Genomic DNA, 22708 nt, shown 5'->3' with positions numbered 1-22708 from the left:
TGTGGCCTAGCCTGGAATGCATGACCTCCGGTGCGCAGTGCTGCGTATGCTGCACGTTCTCCCTGGGGCGGCTTACGCTTGTGGCAACGGTGCATTCGTCAGGGGCTCTGGCTAGTCGGTATGTGAACTGAGGAGTGTTCCGCAAGATCGGAAACGACTACGCCTGGGCGCTCGTCAGGAGTCGGTTCCGAGCTGGCCCCCGCTACCGGCTACTTGGTGTCGACAGCGCGAACGCCACGCGCTCGTAGCCGATGTACTCCTGCTCGAGCCGCAGGGATTCGCCGAACTCACCGTGGAGCAGCGCTTGATAGAGAAGTTGCTCGCTTTCGGTGAGGTGAATCAGTGCCCCTGCACGCTGACGACCTTCACGACCCCAGTACGGCTTGTGGGCTTCGAGGGTATCCAAATCCATAAGCACGCTCCGCACTTGAGGCGCGCGGGCCCGGACAGCGTCGAGGATGTGAAGCCCATGCGTGTCAAGGTCACCCCAGTAGGTCACGGCTACCCGATCGCGCCATTCCAGCGCGTGGAGGAGTTGGTCTGCTCCATAGCCTGCGCCCCACAGTATGAGTCGGCCTGGCTGGTGAGGCGTGGTGAGGAAGGAGATCTTGTTCTCCACGACGACGAGTTCACGCACTCCGACTGCGGGCGCGTCTAGGGCGGCCAGTGCCGTGACAGGCCAAGTTACGTCACCAAGCGAGTCGTCGGTGAGAAGAACGCCAAGTGTCGGATGCACCAGGGCAGGTCGGGCGGCAGGCGCAGCATCGGATTCTAGGTGCGACGTCGGCTCGGCTCCCTGTAAAGGTAGGCCGAGCACACCTCGGTCTCCACGGATCCGCACCGATCGGGCTTCGTTGATGAAGCCGAACCGGTGGGCGAAATCTGAGTGTTGGGGCGCGATGTCCGCTGCCGCCAGCACAGTATCGAGGAGCCTCGTCAGTATTGGTCTGTGTTGCTCGATGACCTTCGTGTGGAGACCGGGCACTGGTACTTGGCGGACGTAGATGCCGGGCCGGGGGTTCGCGAGAAGCCACTGAGCGACTTTCACCAAGATGGGCCATTCATCACCAGCCGCGAGGACGTCAAAGGGGCGTCGAAGTGCAATTTCTCGCGCGAGGTAATCGAGTACTTCAGTGGCAGCGAGTAGCTCGCGATATGTACTGGCGTCAGCGGTTTGTGCGCGGCCGAGTAGGTTGAGTGCGACCGTCGGCGTGGAGATGATCGCAGCCGTGGGAATAGTCTGCATGCCGAGGACGCCTGCGCGGATACGTTTGGTCACCAGATTCCATTCGGCGTTCGCAGCGCTGTCGTTGAGTGTCCGTGACCAGGCCTGGGCATCTGCACGATACTCGACGAGGTCAGCTGCGGACGGCCCTGAAAGGCGGACGCGGTGCGGAAAAGACACCCATTCCTCGGGCGGCAGGTTGAGTTCGCGCAAAATGGCGCCGCGATCCCATAGTTTGCGAGCGGCTGATGTGACGGTAGCCAAAGTCGACCAGCCTCGAGGTCCCGTGGGCGAATCGCTGCGAGCGAGTCGTGTGGACGTCATGACGAACCTTCGGTGGGGCCGTCATGGCTGCTGTCGTTCTCGGCGGGAAGATATGGGTCTTTCTCTGATGCCCGAGCGCCGTGCCTTCTGCGCTTGGCGCGGTATTCCTCGATTGGCATGCTGATCAGCTGACTGCGGGTGTCTGTCGGTCTCACGTAGGCGAGAGCGTCCACGTAGTTCTCGATCACCTGGATCTTCTGTAGCGGGGTGACGGTGAGAAGTTGCAGTCCGAGGCGGCTGAACAGTTCAAGTCCGAACTTGGTAGATTCCTCGGACCCTCGGCCGAACGCTTCGTCGATCATCACGAACCGAAATGCGTTGGCTCGCCCGCCGGCAAGGCCGTATTGGTAGGACAGGGAGGCGGCGAGGACCGTGTAGGCGAGCTTCTCTTTTTGCCCACCGGACTTACCGCCCGAGTCCTCGTAGTGTTCTATCTCGGCGTCGTCGAGGCGGGCTCGTTCGGAGCCGGAGAAAACGAACCAGTTGCGGACGTCAGTAACCTTGGCGGTCCAGGACTGGTCGGCGGTCGTGAAGCCTTCGCGTCCTGCGAAACGGTTGAGGAGCTCTTTGACGCGGAGGAATCGGATTTCGGCGTAGGTTTCGTCATCACCGAGCATCGTGTCGCCGGTGATCGCTTCGAGCTGGTTGCGGAAGTCACGAACCATGGCGTCGGTTGTGGGGTCGGCAACGAGCTTGATGTAGGTGCCTGGTCGATAGTTGATGTCGTGCAACGCGTTGTTGATCACGTCGATGCGTTCGGCGATCTTGCGAGACTCCTGCTCGAGTCCGACGCTGAACCGTGCCAGATGGTGGATGGCGTTAGTTTCGAGCTCGGTCCGGAAGTTGTCTTCGTAGCGGGGTAGGTCGTCGAGTTCGAGTCGATCACGCATGTTGAGAAAATCGACGCGCGAGGATGGATCGGTCGTGATGATCTCACCGACTACGAGAGGCCACTCCTTCGCGAAATCCTTCATATGGCCTACAAGACGCTGACCAGCGCGTTCACGAGTGTTCCGCGCAGATTCGGCGCGGTTACTGAGGTGGGCGCTGACCTCCCGCTGCCAGCTCCCGATCTGGTCGAGGCTACCGGGGCCAGGTACTTCCGCGATCGCTTCGGTGAGCGCCTCGGTCGCGTTGTCATCGAGGTCGGGTTGAGAGAGATGTTCGAGGCGGGCTTGGACGCGGGTAACGGCGGCGACGTGCTCGGTTTTGGTCTGTTCGGCTGCGCCAACTGCATTCTCCGCCAGTGAGCGGCGCTCGTCGAGATCCTTCATCTGACCTTCAAGTCGCGACTTGACCTTCAGAAAGTGCGCGAGGTCGGCGTCGGAAGCGAACGAGGCGACCATCTCCTCGGACTGCTGGACTCGATCGTGTGCTGCACCGACGTCAACTGCAGGTAGGTCTGAGAACCGTTCACGGATCTGGCGCACCGCGTGGATTCGCTCACCGTGCTGATTCTGCCGAATGGCTGCAGCGTCGGCGACGCTCTTGGCATCAGTGACTGTTTGTTCAAGGCCCGGTATGGCGGCCGCAATCGCCTCGCGACGGACTGCCGTGTCCCAGCCAAGCACGTAGTTGCTCCGACCGACAAGATGGCGCCGGTCGTCCTTCACATGCCGCGAACCGTCCTTCGTTTGCCCTGCTCTGGTGACCGCACGGCGGTGTCCGCGCATGTCGGGGGCGGCATCGACGCGGACGTGGTCATAGCGGCGTGCGATCTCCGAGGTCAGCCAGGCAGTCGCGAACGTGTCGGATCGCACCTCGATACAGGAGGCCATTGTGCGCATGTCTACCGAGGCGGGAACCGGCGCACCGGCCGGCACAGGATGGTATTCAAGGCGCCCTCGCAAGTCATTCGCATCGACCCAGGTTGCAACGCGCTCGTAGTGGTGCGGTGGGACGAGCAGCGCCAAGGCAAAGGGCCGAAGAAGCCGCTCAGCCGCCAGTTCCCATTCCTGGGCGTCGGCAGCCACCGTTAGCAGCTCGGCCGCGTACGGCAAATCAGCGGTAGGGAGGGAGAGCTCAGCACAAATGCGATCACGCATCTGCCGCTGCTCTTGAGGAACGTTGCTGGCGGCCAGGCCTGCGGCCTGATATTCCTCGTGTGCACGACTAAGGACTGAGTTTGCTTCACGGAAGGCTCTCTCCGTCTCGAACACCTGGTCGCGCATAGCAGACACGCCACCGGTGAGCGCGATCGCCGCGTTGTCCACGTCGGAGGTGAAGCGGGGGTAATCGGCGATTCCTGCCAAGGGTGCGACGTCGAGAGTGGCGGCTAGACGCTGAAGGTCGGCTGCCGCTGACGCTACGTTTTGTAGGCTCTCTTGAGCAAGCTCAAGTTCACGCTCGGCCTCTCGCAGGACTGCGCCGCCGTTCGTCGCAATGGCAACTTCGTTCTGTGTGAATCGGGCGGCCGCCTGCCTGACCTGCTCCGCGAGCTGATCGCGGTTGGCACGCAGACCAGGCAGATTGCTCTCTACATGCGCGAGTGCTTCTTCCAACATGGTGGCGCGCAGTTGCTCGGCCCGGTGCTGTACAGCGTGTTCGGCATCGCGGGAGGAGTCAATGCGGGTGATGGCGCGGTCGTAGGCGTCAGCGTCGCGTCGCAGTGCTTCGAGCCTTTCGAGTTGCCGTCGGGCTTCCTGCACAAGTTCGTGTGCGCGAAGCAGATCAGCGTAGTGGTCGAGGATCTTGGCGATCTCCGCGGGAGCAGTGGTCTCGTCGAGCATGTGTTCACGGACGAACCCAGTCAGATTCCCGACCTGCTTCATCGAGATGGTTTGCACGAGAAGCTTGAGCGCGTTGGAGGACAAGTTGAGCTGTCGACATAGGCTGCGTTGATAGCTGCGGTAGTTGTTTTCGAATAGCTCTGCGCCGGCGTCGCGGAGTGCGGCACGGACCGCCCTGTGATCTCGATGGCCAATCAGATGCTCGGTAATGTCGAGGTGGCTGGGGCAGGTGAAGTAGAGCTTGTTCGGGTTGAGACTGTTTTCAGGGAACCAGAACACGACACCAGCAGTCAGCTGACCCGTTTGCTTCGGCGTGCGCAAGTCCACAGCCGCTGTGTCGCTTGCTGCACGCGAAGGAAGGCCGGTGAAGCGTGCCAGTAGGACGCTGTAGGCGGTTTTGGCGGTGCGCAGGGTCTCAGCTTTATTAGTTCCCGTGTCTTCGTCGCGAGTGCGTCCGTATGTTCCGAGAACGTAGGTGGCGAGGTTGCGTTCTCGTCGATCCGCGCCGGCAGCAAGATTGAAGGTCACTCGGCTGGTGTCAGCGAAGAGCGTCGTGAGGCCGTCGACGACGGTGGACTTGCCGGCTCCGATCTGGCCGGTAAGAAGGGTGCTTCCGGAGAACATCTTCAGTCGCTGTACGGAACGGTCGAACGTACCCCAGTTGAGCATCTGAAATTGCTCGAGCCGGATGCCATCGCGCGGTTGTATAGCGACGGGCCCTGGGTGAGCGTCCCCCACGGTCGGCCCCGTGAACCCGTCCGAAGGGTCTTCGTTTGAAGCGGCGGAGGCGTTGGACTTCGCCTGGTCACGAATTTCGGAAGGCTGCTCGTTGAATGCGTCAAGGCGCCGCTCAGTCGTCGTCATCGCTCCCCCGGATTGTCAGAGTGTGAGTGTCCGAGCCTGAGAACTCGTCGGGGTTTGTAGCCGGATCACCGCCCGACGCGTGTACTAAGAGTCGATTGCCATATGCGGCTATCCAGTCGGACGTGACTATCGCCTTGACGATGCGGCGGATCTCGTAGGTATCATCGTGCCCACGCAAACGGCGCAGGTAGCCGAGCCGCTCAACACCGAGAATGTCGCCGGAGATCCTCTCCGTGGTCGTGCCGTCGGGGTGGTAGAGCTGGAGCCACTCGACCATCTCAGCGGTGGTGACAACAATCCGAGATGCTGTGGCGTCCGACTCCGCAGTAGTCAGGTGCCGTCTCAGCAAGATCAACAGGATGGTGGCGCCAAACGTGAGCCTGTGACGACGAAACAGGCGCGGCATGCCTTCAGGCAGCTCATCGATGGTGCGTAAAAAGGCGTAGCTCTCGACATCATCGATGAGAAGGCGCAGCCCGAAGGGGGCAAGGTGGTCACGCAACTGTGCGGTCTTGGTGGACACGGTCGCCCACACGGCGGGCTGGTCCTCCGCGTATAAGACCCCGCCAAGCAGGTGGGCAAGCGCGACGGAGACTTCGGCGTTTTCCGTCATCGCCTGTTCCTCTCCTCGTGTATCTCATCCGACGAGTCAGCAGGGTGGTCGGTGAGGCCAAACAGGACAAGCGGGACTCGAGCCTCACGGTGTCGCCCACCCTGATCGATCCAGTCGACAAGCTCGTCACGGTCGGTAATGACGCGGGCATCAGTATCGGCGATCTGCAGGTACCCGACGAGCTCAGCAAGGCCATCGTCGAGAGGATGGTCCTTGATCACCTGCCGCAGCGTAGCGGTCCCGCCGTGGGCTTCGCGTACCGATGAGATGTGCACCCGGAGCGCTTCCATATCGATCCACGAGAGATCGAGGAGATCGGCCAACTCGCCGAGATCGTCGGAGTCGGATTCGACATCGTCGGTGGTGGAATCAATGGCAACCGCTTCACGCAACGTATACAACGGGCGTTCGGTCGGCATCGAAATGTCAGGACGAAGTTCCACAACAGCATAGCCAGGGCGAGTGGAGTCATCGCGCAGATCAAGTGCCAAGGAGAGGCTCGTGCGGATAGCCTCGTTGATTCTTCGCCCCTCGCTCCAAGTCTGCTCATCGAGGAAGCGGCGCAATTGCGCCGACAGAGAAGCGACGGTGGACTGGGTGGAATCAGCAGCGATCATGATGTCGATGCGAAGGAGGTCGTCAAGCTGCCCAGGACGAAAAATGTCATCACCCGTCAGCGCATCAATCGTGGGCAATAGAACGAGCAGTTCGCGCAGTTCCGCTTGCTGTCGCGCAGAGAGTAGATGCTCCCAAAATGCCTTCCACGAACGGCCCTGATCGGACGCGCCGATCTCGGCAGTGGAACCAAAGACAGTGGCGAGGAACTCACCCCGCGGCCCGTCCCAGGTTGTCGCGCGGCGGCGAACATCGCGATCGAGGCTGCGGAAGTTCTCTTCAACCTCCCGGAGGTCGGTGAGTAGCTCACGGGCAGTACCAACGGCTTGGGCGTATCGTTCCCTGATCGCCGTGGGGTCCAGACTCGGCGCGTTGCCAGCGTCAATGTCAGCAATCTGCGCGTCTATCTCCGCACGTTGCCGGTGCAGCGCGGCGAGTCGAACTTCAGGGTCTGTAGCAGCACCGGCGGCGATCTGACGCAGCAGATCACGCACCGTAAGAAGGCGACTGGCGGTGCCGAGAAATTCTCGTCGGCCGAGGCTGCGCAGAAACTCCGACGCAGTTTCGACAGCGGAGGTCGGCTCATAGTGCGGGATGTCGGCGTCCACAGCATCGCGGGCACTCCCCGTCCCGCGGGTTGGATACGTCCGGCGCAGCCACCCGGTTTGCGGATCGGCCCACTCGGCGAGATACGCCTCGGGAGCGCGCGGGTAGGTGGTGGCTCCGTCACCGTCGAGCTTGCGGAGTTCATGAAGGTGGTCATCCAGCTTCTCGAGAAGAATCGGTCCGGGAAGTTGACGAACGTTTGGTTCGAGGAAAACCTGATCGCAGAAACCAAGAACGAGTCCGGCGTTGTCTGCGGCCAGAAGCCGCCATGCTGGATGGTTGCGGCGCAGATTGAGGAGTTCATCGTGACGTTGCTGGATGGTCACTGGCACCCCTTCGTCGTCCGGTGGCGATCGGACACGCCCAGGTTCAAAGTCCAGTCTGCTGTAAGGCACCGACAATTCGGCCTAAGAATGGGCCTTAAGTACGGAGTGTCACGAGTTCGCTTGGCTGTGACGCGTGGACAATGCCCACAACCGCGGAGGCGCGCGACCACTTCAGCCTTATTTCGCCGACTGCAGCGTTGATCAATACCGTCGACAGTCAGGCGAACGCAGCATCCGCATCGACACCTGACAAAAAGCGGCCGCGATTCCGAACTATTGATTCCACCGCTCAGCGCTCAGCCTGAACCTCGGCAAGCTTTTTACGGGCCGCAGCAGCCGCCTTCTCCGCCTCCTTCACTTCACGCTCCGCGCGCGCAACCTTTTCGTCGCGCCTGCGGTTCGCTTCCGCCATCCGCGCCGCAGCTTCGACCACCTTCTCCGACGTCACGACGCCTCGGGTGATCTCACACTCCGGGCACCACTGCGTCGAGAAGCTCGGCTCCCGGTTGGTGTGGTGGACGCTCTGCTCGACCCTGTGCCCACATGTCAGGGTTCGAGCCCAGATATCGAGTTCTTCCTCCCGACGCTCGGAGACGGTGGCAAAGATGCGCTGGATGTTCTCTGCCTGCTCGCGCGACATCGGGATCGGCGGACAGCAGTGGCCACAATGCGTCGCACGTGAACCGGCCATGCTCCAGCGGTGCGCATCACAGTTCGGATGCATCTCGCGGTAGCGCTCGTGGTCCGCGTCGTAGATGATGCGCTGTTCGTCCGTGAGGTACATCGTCCCCGGCCAGCTGCCGAGGTTGTCGATGACCGGTAGTCCGCAGCCACGACATATCTCACCTGCGGTCGCCTGCTCGCGAGTGAGATACATCCCCTTTTCGCGCCATTCCTGCCGCCTCGCCTCGTCACGATGCGCGCGTGCCTCTTCCTTGAGTGCGTTCGTCATGCGACGCTTCTGCGCTCGTTCAACCTTCTGTTCCTCGGTGAACGGCATACCAATCCTCCAGTCGCAATGTCGGAGGCCTGACGGAGAATGCCAACATGCCTCAGCTCTACACATAGAATGGCCGTCCGTTGCAACGAGACGGTAACCAGTTGTTTGCCAGATCGGGAAGCTACTTGGGAACGATCCAGGGCCGGTACGTCTTCCACACCTCCGGTCAGTACGCGGGCACGATCGACGGCGACCGCGTGGTGTACCGAACCATTGACTCTGCCCGCGTCTTGAGTCCAACGATCGCCGGACCCCGAGTCGGGCTTGCCGTGGTGAACGCAGTTCCTGCTGCGATATTGGGCGAGGAGCCTTCGTTTCCGAACTGAACGCTTCGACACGCCGCACCTGACTTGATGTGGTAATTCTTTCACTCCCCCGCTAGAGTGGGACTCACCACCGGCCGCGAGAGAGGAACCGTCATGGCGATTCACACCCCCAAGACCCGCGAGGATCTCGCGCGCCACCTGTCCCCAATGCGTCTCCAAGCGACTGTCTTCGAGCGAGCTGTCGCGGTGGGCGCTGCGGAGAGTCGCACCTACTCGAATGGTGCGCCGAAATCGGCACCCAACATGACACGCTGGTACCGCACCGTCGAGGTCATTCACGAGCAACTCATGCTGCTGCAACTCGACTGGAAGCGCTCGGACCCGCAGAACCTGCCTTACTTCTCTCAGACTGACCTCAACCTCGGGCTGATCACCAGCAGCGGCGACGAGTTCACTGGTATCGCCTGGGGCACACCGAGCACCAAGAACCCGAAGGGCTCGGCCTTCGCGCGCCGCGTCGACGAGAACGGCCAGATGGCTATGTTCGGCCAGCCGACCGACGACGGTGGCGAGATCGACGTCAAGTACCTCTGGATCCTGCTCTACAACGAGCGTGACGGCATGGTTTTTCTGGAGCTATCCCGTCCGACCTCGATGGCCGGTAAGCAGATCGACAGCTGGTCGGAGCGGATCATTTTCCCTCCGTTCGACCTGGCGCTCGGTGCGTTCTCGTTCGAGGAAGACACCGAAGAAGACGAGGGCTTCGGCTTCACCGTCGCACGGCGCTAAGGCGCCGGGTTCCCCGCGATGAGCACCACCTTCATTCCCGCACGCCTTGAGATGGCGCGCGCCATCCGACAGATGACCGCAACCGCGCTCGCCACGGAAGCGGGCACGACCGCGCCCTGGGTATCTCAAGCCGAGAACACCAAGAAGACACCGAGTCCCGAGCTTATCCGTGAATTCGCCCGCGTCCTCAACTTCCCGGTCGACTTCTTCTATCGCCCAGTCAAGGCGCTCCCCCCGTCGGATGCTTTCCATTTCCGAGCGACATCGCGACTCGCGAAGAAGGACGAAGCGACAGCACGAAGCCTGTCAACGCTGGCGATCGAACTGTCGGACTGGATTGAGGCGACATATAGGGCACCAGCTCCCGAGGTTCCAGAGCTCCAGGACATCCTCGACTCCGACGACGAGCTTCCTCCCGAGCAAGCTGCCGAGGCTCTGCGCGGCGCATGGGGTCTTGGCGTCGCACCGATCAAGAACCTTCTGCAGCTTCTCGAATCCAAGGGCGCGAAGGTCTACTCGGCCGGCGGGCCGCTGCAAGCCATCGACGCTTTTTCGTTCCGGCACGGGGCGACACCGGTGATCTTCCTGAACGTGCATAAGTCCGCCGAACGACTACGTTTCGACCTCGCCCACGAACTCGGGCACCTCGTCATGCACGGCGGGTCATTGCACGTTGAACCAGGAAAGGAAAAGGAGCAGGCAGCGAACGACTTTGCCAGTTCCTTCTTAATGCCGCGCGCCGACGTCCTTGGCGCGATCCGCGGCAACTTGATGCTCGAGGACATCCTGATGCTCAAGAGACGCTGGCATGTGAGTGCAATGGCGCTCAACCTGCGTGCGCATCGACTAGGCGTCATCTCAGACTGGACCTACAGCACACTGGCGAAGCAACTCTCAATGGCCGGCTTCCGACGAAGCGAGCCCGGCTCCGACCTACTCGCCGAAAGCTCCAGCCTCCTAACGCAGGTCATGAACGATATGCGTGGCCAAGGCGCAGGATTCTTCGAGATCGCGCGAGCGCTCGACGTGCGCGCACAGGACGTGCGGGATCTCATGCTCGGGCTTGTGACGTTCTCTCTCGAAGGGGATGCACAAGCTCGGTTACGCAGCCAAGCGAACCTGCGGGCGGTCTGACCTATGAACGGTGGGAACTTGAATGAGCAGTCCGCTCTACCGGCGGCCGGCCTCGGACGATCACAGGCCAGACGACTCGTTTTGACCTGGCGAATTTTGGAGGATTGTTCGGATGGCTCGGATTAAGACGTGGGTGACCACCACCCGGGAGAACATTGGTTCTCACAAGGTTGTGCGGATGGTGCCAGCCGACGAGGTCGCGGTTGATGCTGGGGTGAAATGGGCCGCTGCCGCTGTACCTCGTCACTATGTGTCTGCGGATGAGATCGCGGCAGTGTTACGCGAGCTCGGCAAGCCGGAGGCGGCAGAGGTTCTCAGCGGAAAGCTACCGGTCAGCAAGCGGACCCGGTCGGGCGAACTCGGAGAGGTCCTCGCCACCCAGTATGTGGCGCGAGAACTCGGCTACCGCATGATCGCACGCCTGCGGTGGAAGGACAGCCGCGAGATGCCCATGCGCGGCGACGATCTCCTCGGCGTTCGCATGGTGGACGATGACAAGCTCGAGTTCCTCAAGGGCGAGGCGAAAAGTCGCGCGAGCCTCTCGACTTCGACACTGGACGAGGCGGAAACAGCCTTGCTGAGCGATCACGGCCTGCCGACACCCCACGCGCTGATGTTCGTCGCCGCGCGTCTGCGCGAAATGGGTGAGACGAAGCTGCACGTCAAGATCCTCGCCGCTCAGCTTCGTGGACGTATCCGACCCGGCGATGTACTGCACCTGCTGTTCACGTTGTCTGGCAACAACCCTCTCGGGTTGCTCCGCAATCACACCAAGGCCTATAAGGGCAAAATCCGGCGACTCGGTGTGGGGCTGCAGATCCCAGAGCACCAGGCGTTCATCCGTCGAGTCTTCGAGAAGGTGAGCCGCGATGCCCGCACGCGTTGAGGATCTCGAAACCGCGATCGGTCGAGCAACGACGTCAGGCTTTCGTGAGCGGCTTCTTGCGCGCGGAGAGGCACGCGCAATGATATGGCGCGAAGGTGTACTCCCAGAGGACGCTCCCCCATTTGACGTTCTACTGAGCCACGACCTCCTCTCCTACGGGTATGCGCTTCTGGAGCACGGACTGGAGCTGAGCGATCTAGAGGGATCTGCCGAGGTATCTCGACGGGCATTCGAGAACGCGGCGACAGCGATCGAATCAGTCATCGCCCGAGGAGAGGTGACACCGGAATTGGGCTTTCACCGGGTGGTAGCCGCAGCTAGCTTTCATCTCGCTCGATTCTCAGCGCGGGCCTATTCCCTTCTGACGGCGACGCGCAACGATCAAAACATCTCCCCCACCGAGAGATGCCTGGTGCTACTCATGCTCCGCGACCTGGATGGCCTGACAATGCTCGTCTCCGGAAGCCGCGCGGACGAACGGGCCGCGGACGCGAGCCTTGCCGAGGAGTTGCGTTCGACGCTTGCCCCGGATGACGGCAACGACGACCTCGGGGACGGGGCCGATGTCCTGGATGTCGTCGATGCGGCATTGACGGATGCGTTCATGGGTGCGATCAGCGTGGCCATGCTGGCGTTCGAACGTGGCGAGCCGACTCTCCTCACGGACGCCATTGCACGACTCGAGGTGGGTATGCGCGGCGCGGCCGCCCTGAGCATGGTGCCGCAGTGGTGGTGTCATCGGCTGGCGATTCACCTGCTGCGGGGCCTCTGGGATTCCAGCTTCCATGTGGTCCTGCCGACGGGTCCGGAAAGCGGGGACGCTGGCGACTGGGATCGCCTACGCGCCACATTCATCGCCTCGCTCTTCCGCCGACGACGCTCCGAGATCGACCTCTGGCCCTCCCAATTGGAAGCCGCTTCACGAGTGCTCAATACGCAAGACAACCTCGTACTCTCCCTGCCCACGAGCGCAGGCAAGACTCGCATCGCAGAACTATGCATCCTCGCGACCCTGGCCGAAGGAAAACGGGTGGTGTTCGTCACCCCGCTCCGCGCGCTCTCCGCACAGACCGAGACCGCTCTGGAACGCACCTTCGTCCCTCTCGGCAAGACCATCTCATCCTTGTACGGCACCACCGGGGTTAGCGATGTCGACGAGAGCATCCTCCAGGACCGCGACATTGTCGTCTCGACTCCCGAGAAGCTCGACTTCGCCCTCCGCAACGATCCGGATCTACTCAATGACGTCGGACTGATCGTGCTCGACGAGGGACACATGATCGGAGCGAACGAGCGGGAGGTGCGGTACGAAGTCCAGATTCAGCGACTCCTTCGCCGCCCCGACGCTAAGACTCGGCGCATCATCTGTCTCTCAGCGATCCTGCCCGAGGGCGACGAGGTCAAGGATTTCGTCGATTGGCTCACAGACGACGAACCCGATGGGCTGATCAGCAGTGACTGGCGCCCCACCGTCCTCCGATACGGAGAAGTCGTCTGGCGCGATAACAACGCCAGGCTGAACATCACTGTCGGCGGTGAAGAACCGTATGTCCCCCGGTTCCTCACCGCGGAGACAGTCCCCAGCAAGCAACGCAAGCTCCCATTCCCGAAAGATGCTCAAGAGCTCACGCTGGCCACCGCCTGGCGCCTCGTCGATGACGGCCAGACCGTCCTGGTGTTCTGCCCGCTGAAGAGCTCGGTCAACGCATTTGCCAAACTGATCGTCAAGCTGGCCCGGCAAGGCGCGCTCCGCAGCGTCTTTGACGGCGACCCGACCGTCCTGAACACCGCCCTCAGCATCGGCCAAGAATGGTTCGGGGCCGACCATCCTCTCCTAGCCTGCCTACGCATGGGCGTCGCCATCCATCACGGCTCTCTGCCCGGGCCCTACCGGAAAGAAGTAGAGAATCTCCTGCAACAGGGAGCGCTGAAAATTACGGTCTCCTCCCCCACGCTGGCGCAGGGATTGAACCTGTCGGCGAGTTCGCTAGTGGTCCATAGTCTGTGGCGAAACCGGAAGATCATCGATGCCGCCGAGTTCCGCAACATCGTGGGCCGAGCTGGACGAGCCTTCGTCGATTCGTCCGGACTCGTGGTGCATCCCATGTTCGAGCCCAGCCGTCGAACACGACAGAACTGGGAGCGGCTCGTCGAAGATTCGCAGCTGCGGGACATGCAGAGCGGACTCGTCCGACTCCTCACCACCATGCTCCAGAGGATGTCCGACAGTCTCGGCGAGGTCGACCGGGACGACTTCACCGAGTACGTCACTGGGCTTGCCGACTGGCCCTTCCTCGCGATTGCCACCGAAGACGAAGAGACCGCGAGCGAAGCCATGAAGCTCTGGCCGGGCCAACTCGCGAGCCTGGACTGCGCGATCCTCGGACTGCTCAGCGACTCCTCTGTCGCGGAGCAGGATCTCGGCGCCGCGCTCGATGCAGTTCTCGCTTCATCGCTGTGGGCACGAACAATCGCTCGCCACCAAGAACCAGTGCGCAACGCCCTGCGGACAGGTCTCGTGGCCCGAGCTGGAGTTATCTGGCGGAGCACGACACCAGATCAGCGGCGTGGCTATTACCTGGCTGGCGTTGGCCTCGCGACCGGCCGGGAACTCGATTCGAATGCTGAGCAACTCAACCGTCACCTGCAAACCGCCGAAGCGGCCATCCAACTCGGCATGAACGACGAAGCGATCAACGCCATAGTCCATTTTGCCAATATCGTGTTCGAGATCTTCCCCTTCACTCCCAAGTCTCAACCAGACAATTGGGAAGAGATCCTGGTCGGGTGGCTGCGAGGGCGTCCAGTCGCGGAAATCGCGGCCGACGATAGCCTCGAAACGGTTGAGTTCATCGAAGAAACCCTGGCGTACCGACTCCCGTGGGCACTCGAAGCCGTCCGTGTCCGAGCTGCAGCGCACCCCAACCCCGACGCATTCCCTTGGGACCTATCCAGTCCGGAGACCGGACTGAGCGTCGCTGCTGTGGAAGCCGGCACCCTTAACAGGGCTGCGTCGACGCTGATGCGAGCAGGCTTCGCCTCTAGGTCGGGAGCGCTCGTCGCGGTGGAGTCAACCGAAGCTGCATTCACGACCCCAGCCGGGCTACACGAGTGGATGATCTCCGAGGCAACAAAAATCGCAACGAGAGACGCGTCCTGGCCTACACCGGCCACCCGAGAGCTCTGGATGAGCTTCGCCACCCGCACTGTCGCCCTCCGTCAGCGAACGTGGATCCATGAAGTGCACGAGACTTCGGTGAGTTGGATGCCTGGCTATCAGACCACCCCCGGTGAGCCATACCGAGCGATCTCCCACTCCGACGAAACAACCGTGCTCGAGGCAGCAGATGCCCAGCGAGTCGGGGTACTGACTACGCGCCTGAACCCGCGCCGTCAGGGCCTGCTGAAAGTCACCGCGATCGGAGCAGGAGACGTCGTCGAGCTTGACTACCTGGGGCCGTCCGATCTTCTTGCCTAAACACTCGCTCCACCTGCAACTCCTGTCCGCGTCGCCCTAGTATCTTCTGGCTATGGATCGGTCACTGCCCAGTAGGTAAGCCTCAAGGCGAGCAGGACAGCTTGATGGATCGCTCGTTACGAACTGGAACCACCCAGGACGGCGACCAGCCCCGCTGCATCGCGAAGCAATTTCGTCTTGTAGCGCTCATCGACCTTGCCTTGCTGCAGCCAGTGGACCCATAGCTTCTCAGTCACAACCACGTCTCAATACACCGCCGCGACAGGCAACGCCGCGAGGTCATTGAAATCGTTGAGCTCCCACCTCTGCTCGGTCACTCTCGATATTCCGCTGCCCGCGTCTGAACGAGCAGGCCAACGCATATCGGACCGATCACGATGAACTTCAGCGCGTTCCAGATGCAGACAAGGGCAACGACGTAGAGCCAGCGGGACGCTCCCCCGTCGATCAGATCCGTGCAGATGCTCGCGGCGAGAAGGTACGGGATTGCGAGGAGCATCGCGGGCACGCCCCACTTGAGCCCGCGGCGGGTTCGAATCGCGTCGAGCAGGATGTTGGTGGGCATGTACCTGCGCATGAAGTTGCGGAGGTGGATGCTGATAACCCAGATGACATGGAACGACGCTCCTACGGAATCCGAGCGCGGGCACGCTGGACCGATCCGCTCACCAAGCAGCGCGTGATCCGTACCGAGATCATGAAGGACGAGGCAACCGCACGGGCATTCTTCGAAACGCTCCGTAATTCTTCGGTCAAGGGAATGGACGTCTCCATGACGCTCCTGGAGTTCTTCACCTCGATCGACGATCGATGGGCCCGCGGCCTCGATATGACCTCCACCGGCGACAACTACCGGTATGGTCTTCGGCTCCGAGTACTCCCGGCGCTCGGCCATCTGCCCGTCACGCAGATCACCGCTGGAATGATCGACCGCACGATCGATCACTGGGAGAAGCAGTACGGCGCATCGACGATCAAGAACACCATCCCACCACTCGTGCGGGTGCTCGACGAAGCCGTTCGCGACGGCCTGATCACAATCAATCCCGCCAAGCACCATGCGAAGCGGAGTCTCCATCGGAACGCCTTCCGAGTTCAACCGGCCGAAGATGCTGCCCCGCGCGCGCACGCGATCCCTGACCTGCAGAAGCTGAACCAGCTCGCCTCCGCCTGCGGCACCGTCCATCAGTCCTATTCAGACTTCGTGATGCTCGCAGCTCTGCTGGCAGCACGTTCTTCCGAAGTCTCCGGACTCCAAGTCGGAGACGTGGACTTCACAAAGAACCTCGTCATCATCAGACGACAAGTCTTCCCTGGCAGGGGCGGCCTCATCACCAAACCAACCAAAAGCCGCAAAGAGCGTCGCGTGCCGATTCGCGACCCACTCCGGCCGGTCCTGAAAAGACTCTGCGCGTTCAAGCAATCGGACGAACCACTCCTCGTCGGTCCGCGTGGCGGCTTCCTCACGACGGCCACCGTTCGCGACGCCACCAGCTGGGACCAGGTCGTTGCTGACCTCGGCCTGCCCAACCTCACCCGACACGGCCTCCGACACACCGGTGCCACCTGGCTCGCCGACGCCGGAGTCCCCCTCCACGTCCTCCAAGAGATCCTCGGACATGCCTCAATCGAGACAACACGCGGCTACCTCCACCCCGATGACCGCCACCTCGCATCCGCCGCAGAACAAGCCAACGCCTTCCTCAGCAGAGACGCCCGCCCGAACACTTCAGGACGGCCACGGCAAGTCACCGGACGCGGACTGTGAGCGGCTCAGTCGTGAGTTTCCACCGTTCTGGTCCCCTTTTGGTCCCCTTATCCACAGACAGGGCATCGCGACGGATTCTGTCATCCACAGGTCGACCACGCCTGCCTGTCCAGGGGGACCAGAGGGGGACCAGAGAAAACGACGTTCAGAAACAACAAATCCCTGATGAAAATTGCTTCTCATCAGGGATTTTCTGTCGGGCTGACAGGATTTGAACCTGCGACCCCTTGACCCCCAGTCAAGTGCGCTACCAAGCTGCGCCACAGCCCGTGGCATTGTTTTTCAGTTGTTCGGGCCGACCGGAGAGCGGTAAACCACTTAACCCCCAGTCAAGTGAGCTACCAAGCTGCGCCACAGCCCGAGAGCCCGCAAGGGCTCTTGGTGTTGCTCGACCGGAGCAACCTGAACAGCATACCCGACCGGGAGGGGCCCGGCGGACCAGCCGAATGGCGGGGCGACGCTCGCTAGGCTGGAGGTCAGTTCGCGAAACGAAAGCCGCCCCGTGAAGAAGTCCGCCCGTCCTGTGGTCGCCGTTGCGATAGCCGCCTCCTGCGCCGCCCTGCTCAGCGGGTGCAGCCCGAGCTTCCCGAACCTCGCCGGCGTCTGGACCGCCTCGGACGGCTCCAGCGACAAGACGATCAGCGACGTCGGCAACTGCACCAACATGCTCTACCGCGATTCGAAGATCGTCACCAGCCGGACCCCGGGCATGTGCCACATCATCGGCCGGAGCGGCGACACGTACACCCTCCAGGTGGTGCAGAAGCCCTACAGCCAGAAGTACACCGCGCGCTTCTCCGACGACGGCACCACGATCGCCCTCTCCGCAGGAGCCACGACCTTCGTCACCCTGAAGCGCGTACCGGGCTCGCACTAGCCCCGCACGCGCGCCGCACCGTCGAGCGCCGCGACGGGCCCCGCGCCGCAACTCAGGACTGAAAAACGCAACTCAGGAGCACGCCCCCTGCGGGACACATTCCTCAGGCGATCGAGCCCCGCCCGGCGCGCACTTCAGGAGCCGCCGCGGCGAACTCCTGAAAACCGCGAGGCCGCCCGCAGGATGCCCGAGCCCACCCCTACCCGTGGTGCGCGTCGCTCCCGTGCTCGTGCGGATCGCCGGCGTCACCGACACCGCCGCCGCCGCCATGGTGCGAGCAGTGGTCGCCCATCGGCTCCGGCGGCAGGTCGAGCATCGGGTTGCCGTCGAAGAAGCCGACCGGCTTGAGGTGGAAGCCGGCGCGCGCGACCGGCATGACCGGCCAGTCCTCCGGGCGCACGACGTGGTGCACCCCGACGGTGTACCAGCAGACGACGTCCTCGTCGACGAGGGGTCGCCCGGCCTCGACGAAGCGCGAGACGCCGCCGGCGACGGGCTCCTGCGCGATGTAGTCGCCCGCCGCGTAGCGCTCGGCCGGGTCGTACTTCGTCACCCAGAGCTGCTTCGTGGCGAACCGACCGCGGTTGAGCTGCTGCGACCCCTCCTGCGCGAAGAACGGAGCGGCGGCTCCCGGCTCGATCAGGTAGGCCGGCCTGCCGCCGACGCCGTTGACCGTGTCGGACGAGGTGACCAGCCAGTTGCGCGCCGTCGACGGCGAGGCGTCTCTGGCCGACATGGCCTCCGACTCGATCGGCGTCTTCGTGACCCGCCAGGCGCTGCCCCACGGGTTGTCGGGCCCGGCCGGGACGGCCTCCGAGTTGAGCTCCTCCACGGTGTTGCGCTGGCCGTCGACCTGCATGTCGAGGCGGACGCTGAAGAAGTGCTGGTGGTGCGGACCGTAGAGCTGCGGGGCGACGATCGTGCCGTGGCCGGGCTCGTCGCCGGGCTGCAGACTGCCGGGCAGGAGCGCCCCGGTCGAGATGATGCCGGTGAGCTTCACCTCGAGCTCGATGGAGCCGTCGAGGTGCAGGTTCCAGTAGAAGCCGTAGTCGTAGTTGCCGACGGTGACGAAGAACGAGATGACCAGGCGGCGGTTGCGGCGCACCTCGCCTCGGCCGTCGCGGTACTCGGTGTGCTTCCAGCCGATCCCGGCGTCCTCCTCGTGCACGCAGATGCCGTTGGGGATGGTGATCGCCCCGCCGTCCTGGTCGTTGACCACGGCGTCGAGGTAGAGGATCTCGCCCACGCAGTCGCAGCCGAGCTCGAGCGAGTTGGCCAGGACGCCGAGGCCGTACTCGCCCTCGTCGAAGACGTTCTTGTTCCAGTGCGTGGCCGCGGGGTCGCCGTAGGGGACGTACATCTCGGCGAGGGAGCCGCGGTAGAGGATCGGCCGCGTCTTCCCCTTGTCGACGTAGCGGACGTCGTGCAGCACGACGCCCTCGCGGGGCGTGTAGCCGATCTCGAGGCGCCAGGGACCCCACGAGAGGGAGTGACCGTCGATCGAGACGCTCGAGCCCTGCGGCTGGCTGATCTCGATCGGCTTCATCGCCTCGCGGTAGCCCTCGATCAGCGGGTAGTTGCCCTCGCGGGAGAAGAACTCCGCCTCGAAGTTCCCGGTCGACGGGGGCAGCGGGACGACCCCGTGGTCGGTGACGTCGAGCACCTCCCAGGTGTCCATGTCGATCGTGACGATGAGCCCTTCGACCGGGCGCGCGTAGCCGTTCTCGTGCTCGCCGCTCCTCACGAAGGTGAGCAGCCGAGCGAGACGCCGCTCGGTCGAGTCGGACTCCCCGGTGTAGCCCGACGACCACTTGTCGATCATGGGCAGGTCGAAGTCGGTGACTCCGCGGAGCCGGAGCGCGTCGCGCCAGCGCTCGTCTTTCCGGACGAGCTCCTCCGCGATGTCGAACTCCTCGACGGTGATGGGCGGCTGGACGTCGTCGATGCGCTCGAACGACACGACGGCGTCGCTCGTCAGCGATACGACGGCCTCGTAGGTGGCCCGCTCCGCCCGCTCGCGCAGGATGGCGAACCCGCGCCGCTCGAACGGCTCGCCCGGCGTCCAGGCCAGCACGTCGGCCTTCGGCGGCTCGTGGAGCTCGATGAAGACGAACCGCGCGGTGTCGCGCAGACCGCGATCGCGCTTCAGGACGGCCGCGACCCGCTCCAGCTCGGAGGCGGACAGGGGCTCGAGAGGATGCGTCGACATGGGGCTCCTTGGATGACGGTGACTCGACCGTAGCGGGCACCTCCGACGGAGGCCGTGCCGGAGTGGCGCGCGTCGAGCGGGGATCTGCCGATGCGGCCCCCGGTCGTGGTCCGCTGCCCGGAGCGCACCCCGCAGCCCAGACCGTCGAGAGCCTCGCGTGCTTGGCTCGAGACATGGCAGAGACGGTCCAGCTCGACAACGACGGCCCCTTCGACGTGCACCTCGCGACTCCCCCGGACGGCGTCGCCGTCAAGGGCGGGCTCGTCGTGATCCACGAGATCTGGGGCCTCGTCGACCACATCCGCGACATCGCCGACCGGTTCGCCCTCGAGGGCTGGGTGGCGGCGGCCCCCGACATCCTCAGCCGCGGCGGCATGCAACCCGCCCTCGGCGAGGAGCTCCTCGCGATCATGGCGGGCGAGGACGACGAGGCGAAGAGCACCGTCCAGCCTCGGATGCGGGAGGCCGCGTCCCCCATCCGCTCGCCCGAGTACGCCCGGTGGGCGATCCCGTCGCTCCGGAAGACGCTCGACCTGCTGGAGTCGCAGCCCGGCGTCGACGGACGACCCGCGGTGACCGGGTTCTGCTTCGGCGGGACCTACAGCTTCGCCCTGGCCGCGGCCGACCCCCGGATCCGGGCCGCGGTCCCGTTCTACGGCGCACCCCCGGAGGAGACGACCCTCGGCGACGTCACCGCCCCGATCCTGGCGTTCTACGGCGATCAGGACGAACGCCTGATCGACGGGCTGCCCGAGGTCACCGCGGCGATGACGAAGGCGGGGGTCGACTTCACCCCGACCGTCTACGCGGGCACGGGCCACGCCTTCTTCAACGACCGCAACCCGCACGCCTACGACGCCGGGTACGCGGCCGACGCCTGGCGGGCCACCCTGGCGTTCCTCGACGAGCACGTCGCTTAGCCGGCACGCCCGCACGCGCCGGCGTCACGTCCGCACGCCGCGACGTCACGTCGGCACCCACCGGCGTCACGCCTCGGAGGCGGCCTCTCCCGCGGCGGAGGAGGCCGCCCCGCCGCGCGACGAGCGGGCGAGGAGCAGCACGAACACGAGGGCCACCGCCGCGAGCGCCACGATGACGGGCGCGCCGAGGTCCACGGCGCGCTGCAGACCGCCGGCGGTCGCCTCCGCCCCGAGCCACAGAGCCGACGCCCCCTGGACGAGGTAGGCGGCGAGGTAGACGGCGGACAGCGTCCCGGCGCGGTGGTGCGCCGGGGCGAAGCGGCCGACGATCTGGAGCCCGGCGGCGAAGAAGAGGCTGTAGCCGACCCCCGCGAACACGCAGAACACCAGGAACAGCGCAAGTGAGCGCGTGCTCGCCGCCGCGACGAGGGCCGTGAAGGCCAGCCCCGTGGCCACGAGGGCGATGGGCGTGGCCACGACGAGCGGGATGCGGCGCGACACCAGCGCCACGACGCCGATCACGACCATCGACAGGGCCAGGATCGACCCGGTGACGAAGGCGTCGTCCGTGCCGATCAGCTGCTTGCCGATCGACGCTCCCAGCGACATCACGACGCCACCGAGCGCGTACGAGGCGCTGACGCAGACCGCTGCCGCGACGACGGCGCCCCAGAGCGAGCGCGGCACGGAGATGCCGCGCGGCCGCCAGCGGCCTGCCGCCGGGTCACGGTCGCGATCGAGCCGCCAGACGAGCACCAGCACGACGAGCTCCGCCCCGAGCAGGACCCAATAGGTCAGATGCAGCGGGAACGGCGCGTACTGCACGAGCGCGCCTCCGACGAGGGTCGCGAACACGAGTCCGGTGGCGGTGGAGGCGGTGCTGATCGCGCCCGTCCGCGCCGAGGCAGCGGGCCCGGCGATGTCGATCATCTTGGCCGTCGCGGGGCTGAGCGCGAGGCCGACGCCCAGCCCCATGAAGGCCCGGCCGACGAGTACCCACACCACGTCGGGCGCGACCGCGAAGAGCACGACCCCCACGATCTGAGCGGCGACTCCCAGCAGGATGCTCGCCCTCCTGCCGACCGTGTCGCTGAGGTCGCCGAACACGAGCAGCACGACGACGAGCACGAGCGGATACACGGCGAAGATCGACGTCGTGAGGATCGGCGTGAGATGCCAGTCGGCGGAGTAGAGCGGGTAGACCGGTGTCGCGGCGCCGCTCGTCCACAGCGCGAGGGCGAGGACGGCGGCGCAGGTCCAGAAGGCGAGGCGGTTCCGAGCGGGCATGCGGCGACCCTACCCCTCTGGATAGGAATTGCCAACCGAGGTACGCTGGTGCCATGGCACCCCGATCCTGCCCGGACCCCACCTGCGGCATCGCCCGCAGCCTCGACGTCCTCGGCGAGCGGTGGGCGCTCCTCGTCGTCCGCGACGCCTTCTTCGGCACCACGCGGTTCTCCGACTTCCGCGCGTCGCTCGGCGTCTCCCCCGACGTCCTGGCGGCGCGCCTCGCGTCCCTCGTCGAGGTCGGTGTCTTCGAGCGGCGCTCTTACCGGGAGCCCGGCGAGCGCGAGCGCGACGAGTACCTCCTGACCGAGGCCGGCCGCGAGCTCGTCCCCGTTCTCGCGGCCCTCGGCTCCTGGGGGGGCAAGCACCGTCCCGTCGAAGCCGGGCCCCGCGCCGCCTACCGCGACGGCGGCTCCGGCGATGCCGTCCGTCTCGCCTTCGTCACCGCCGACGGGCGCGAGGTCTCCCCCGGCGACGTGACGATGACGCGGAGCGCAGGAGCCGCGGTCTGATCAGTGCCGTGCCGCCGCCTCGCGCCGCCGAGGGTGATTTTCCCGTCGACGGTATGGCCACCTCACCCGATAAGGTCGGGCCAAGTGTTTCGTACGGATTTCCAGCGCCTGCCGAAGATCTGTCCATTTCGACCATCGTCCGTCGAAAACTGTCGAAAATGTCCCCCTTCGAGGGGACAGGGCGAATGATGCGTCGTGTCCAGGGCGTCCAACAGTAGACGAACCTGTTCGTTCGGTTACTTTCACCCGGAATCGTCGAAATCATCAAACGGGTGAGGCC

General features: G+C 64.1%; 17 protein-coding genes and 1 tRNA gene. 9 read left to right on the top strand and 9 right to left on the bottom strand.

What is annotated here, in order from left to right; translation table 11 throughout:
- Positions 1–202: 202 nt before the first annotated feature.
- The 5 genes from AS850_RS05925 to AS850_RS05905 form a co-directional block, all read right to left on the bottom strand.
- Positions 203–1489 (bottom strand): Wadjet anti-phage system protein JetD domain-containing protein, encoded by a 1287-nt coding sequence (locus AS850_RS05925; protein ID WP_164088399.1) that lies wholly within the window; start codon positions 1487–1489, stop codon positions 203–205.
- Between the two features lie 56 nt (positions 1490–1545).
- Positions 1546–5142, bottom strand: coding sequence for an ATP-binding protein (locus AS850_RS05920; RefSeq protein WP_119868279.1), 3597 nt, complete (start codon positions 5140–5142; stop codon positions 1546–1548).
- Positions 5129–5755 (bottom strand): DUF4194 domain-containing protein, encoded by a 627-nt coding sequence (locus AS850_RS05915; RefSeq protein ID WP_119868278.1) that lies wholly within the window; start codon positions 5753–5755, stop codon positions 5129–5131. Before AS850_RS05915 ends, AS850_RS05920 begins: the two co-directional genes overlap by 14 nt.
- Positions 5752–7302 carry a DUF3375 domain-containing protein gene (locus tag AS850_RS05910; RefSeq protein WP_164088398.1) on the bottom strand — a complete coding sequence of 517 codons (1551 nt, stop codon included), beginning with the start codon at positions 7300–7302 and terminating at the stop codon, positions 5752–5754. Before AS850_RS05910 ends, AS850_RS05915 begins: the two co-directional genes overlap by 4 nt.
- Before the next feature lie 289 nt (positions 7303–7591).
- The gene (locus AS850_RS05905) at positions 7592–8302 is read right to left on the bottom strand and encodes a hypothetical protein (RefSeq protein ID WP_119868276.1); all 711 of its coding nucleotides are present in this window, start codon (positions 8300–8302) and stop codon (positions 7592–7594) included.
- Positions 8303–8721: 419 nt separating this feature from the next.
- Here AS850_RS05905 and AS850_RS05900 point away from each other — a divergent pair, with 419 nt between their 5' ends.
- From AS850_RS05900 to AS850_RS05885, 4 genes are all read left to right on the top strand, one after another.
- Complete coding sequence (locus tag AS850_RS05900) at positions 8722–9357, top strand: hypothetical protein (protein WP_123955456.1); 636 nt, start codon at positions 8722–8724, stop codon at positions 9355–9357.
- An 18-nt stretch (positions 9358–9375) separates the two neighbouring features.
- Positions 9376–10491, top strand: coding sequence for a helix-turn-helix domain-containing protein (locus AS850_RS05895; RefSeq protein ID WP_119868274.1), 1116 nt, complete (start codon positions 9376–9378; stop codon positions 10489–10491).
- Positions 10492–10624: 133 nt separating this feature from the next.
- Positions 10625–11377, top strand: coding sequence for a Hachiman antiphage defense system protein HamA (locus tag AS850_RS05890; RefSeq protein ID WP_236940847.1), 753 nt, complete (start codon positions 10625–10627; stop codon positions 11375–11377).
- Positions 11361–14855 (top strand): DEAD/DEAH box helicase, encoded by a 3495-nt coding sequence (locus AS850_RS05885; protein WP_119868273.1) that lies wholly within the window; start codon positions 11361–11363, stop codon positions 14853–14855. Before AS850_RS05890 ends, AS850_RS05885 begins: the two co-directional genes overlap by 17 nt.
- A 313-nt stretch (positions 14856–15168) precedes the next feature.
- Here the strand turns inward: AS850_RS05885 and AS850_RS05880 are convergent, their stop codons facing one another.
- The gene (locus AS850_RS05880) at positions 15169–15420 is read right to left on the bottom strand and encodes a sulfate permease (RefSeq protein ID WP_335589186.1); all 252 of its coding nucleotides are present in this window, start codon (positions 15418–15420) and stop codon (positions 15169–15171) included.
- A gap of 48 nt (positions 15421–15468) precedes the next feature.
- Between AS850_RS05880 and AS850_RS05875 the strand changes: the two genes are divergently transcribed.
- Positions 15469–16623: a tyrosine-type recombinase/integrase gene (locus tag AS850_RS05875; protein WP_119868271.1), complete on the top strand. Its 1155-nt coding sequence runs from the start codon at positions 15469–15471 to the stop codon at positions 16621–16623.
- Between the two features lie 196 nt (positions 16624–16819).
- Here AS850_RS05875 and AS850_RS05870 read toward each other — a convergent pair.
- Positions 16820–16893, bottom strand: a tRNA-Pro gene (locus AS850_RS05870).
- 253 nt (positions 16894–17146) lie between these two features.
- On the opposite strand from AS850_RS05870, the gene AS850_RS05860 reads away from it, so the two are divergent.
- On the top strand, positions 17147–17500 hold the full coding sequence (locus AS850_RS05860) for a hypothetical protein (protein WP_119868270.1): 354 nt from the start codon (positions 17147–17149) through the stop codon (positions 17498–17500).
- Positions 17501–17699: 199 nt separating this feature from the next.
- Here the strand turns inward: AS850_RS05860 and AS850_RS05855 are convergent, their stop codons facing one another.
- Positions 17700–19709, bottom strand: a complete 2010-nt coding sequence (locus tag AS850_RS05855; protein WP_119868269.1) for a primary-amine oxidase — start codon at positions 19707–19709, stop codon at positions 17700–17702.
- A gap of 90 nt (positions 19710–19799) precedes the next feature.
- On the opposite strand from AS850_RS05855, the gene AS850_RS17035 reads away from it, so the two are divergent.
- Together AS850_RS17035 and AS850_RS05850 are read left to right on the top strand one after the other, a co-directional pair.
- Complete coding sequence (locus tag AS850_RS17035) at positions 19800–19979, top strand: hypothetical protein (RefSeq protein WP_442856905.1); 180 nt, start codon at positions 19800–19802, stop codon at positions 19977–19979.
- Entirely contained in the window at positions 19925–20629 is a 705-nt protein-coding gene (locus AS850_RS05850) for a dienelactone hydrolase family protein (RefSeq protein ID WP_442856909.1), read from the top strand. The genes AS850_RS17035 and AS850_RS05850 overlap by 55 nt, the downstream gene beginning before the upstream one ends.
- Before the next feature lie 66 nt (positions 20630–20695).
- Here the strand turns inward: AS850_RS05850 and AS850_RS05845 are convergent, their stop codons facing one another.
- The gene (locus AS850_RS05845) at positions 20696–21916 is read right to left on the bottom strand and encodes an MFS transporter (RefSeq protein ID WP_119868267.1); all 1221 of its coding nucleotides are present in this window, start codon (positions 21914–21916) and stop codon (positions 20696–20698) included.
- Between the two features lie 53 nt (positions 21917–21969).
- On the opposite strand from AS850_RS05845, the gene AS850_RS05840 reads away from it, so the two are divergent.
- Positions 21970–22428 (top strand): winged helix-turn-helix transcriptional regulator, encoded by a 459-nt coding sequence (locus AS850_RS05840; protein ID WP_119868266.1) that lies wholly within the window; start codon positions 21970–21972, stop codon positions 22426–22428.
- The last annotated feature ends 280 nt before the right edge of the window (positions 22429–22708 follow it).

The organism is Frondihabitans sp. 762G35 (assembly GCF_002074055.1).
GTDB lineage: Bacteria > Actinomycetota > Actinomycetes > Actinomycetales > Microbacteriaceae > Frondihabitans.
This window is presented reverse-complemented; position numbering and strand designations above follow the sequence as displayed.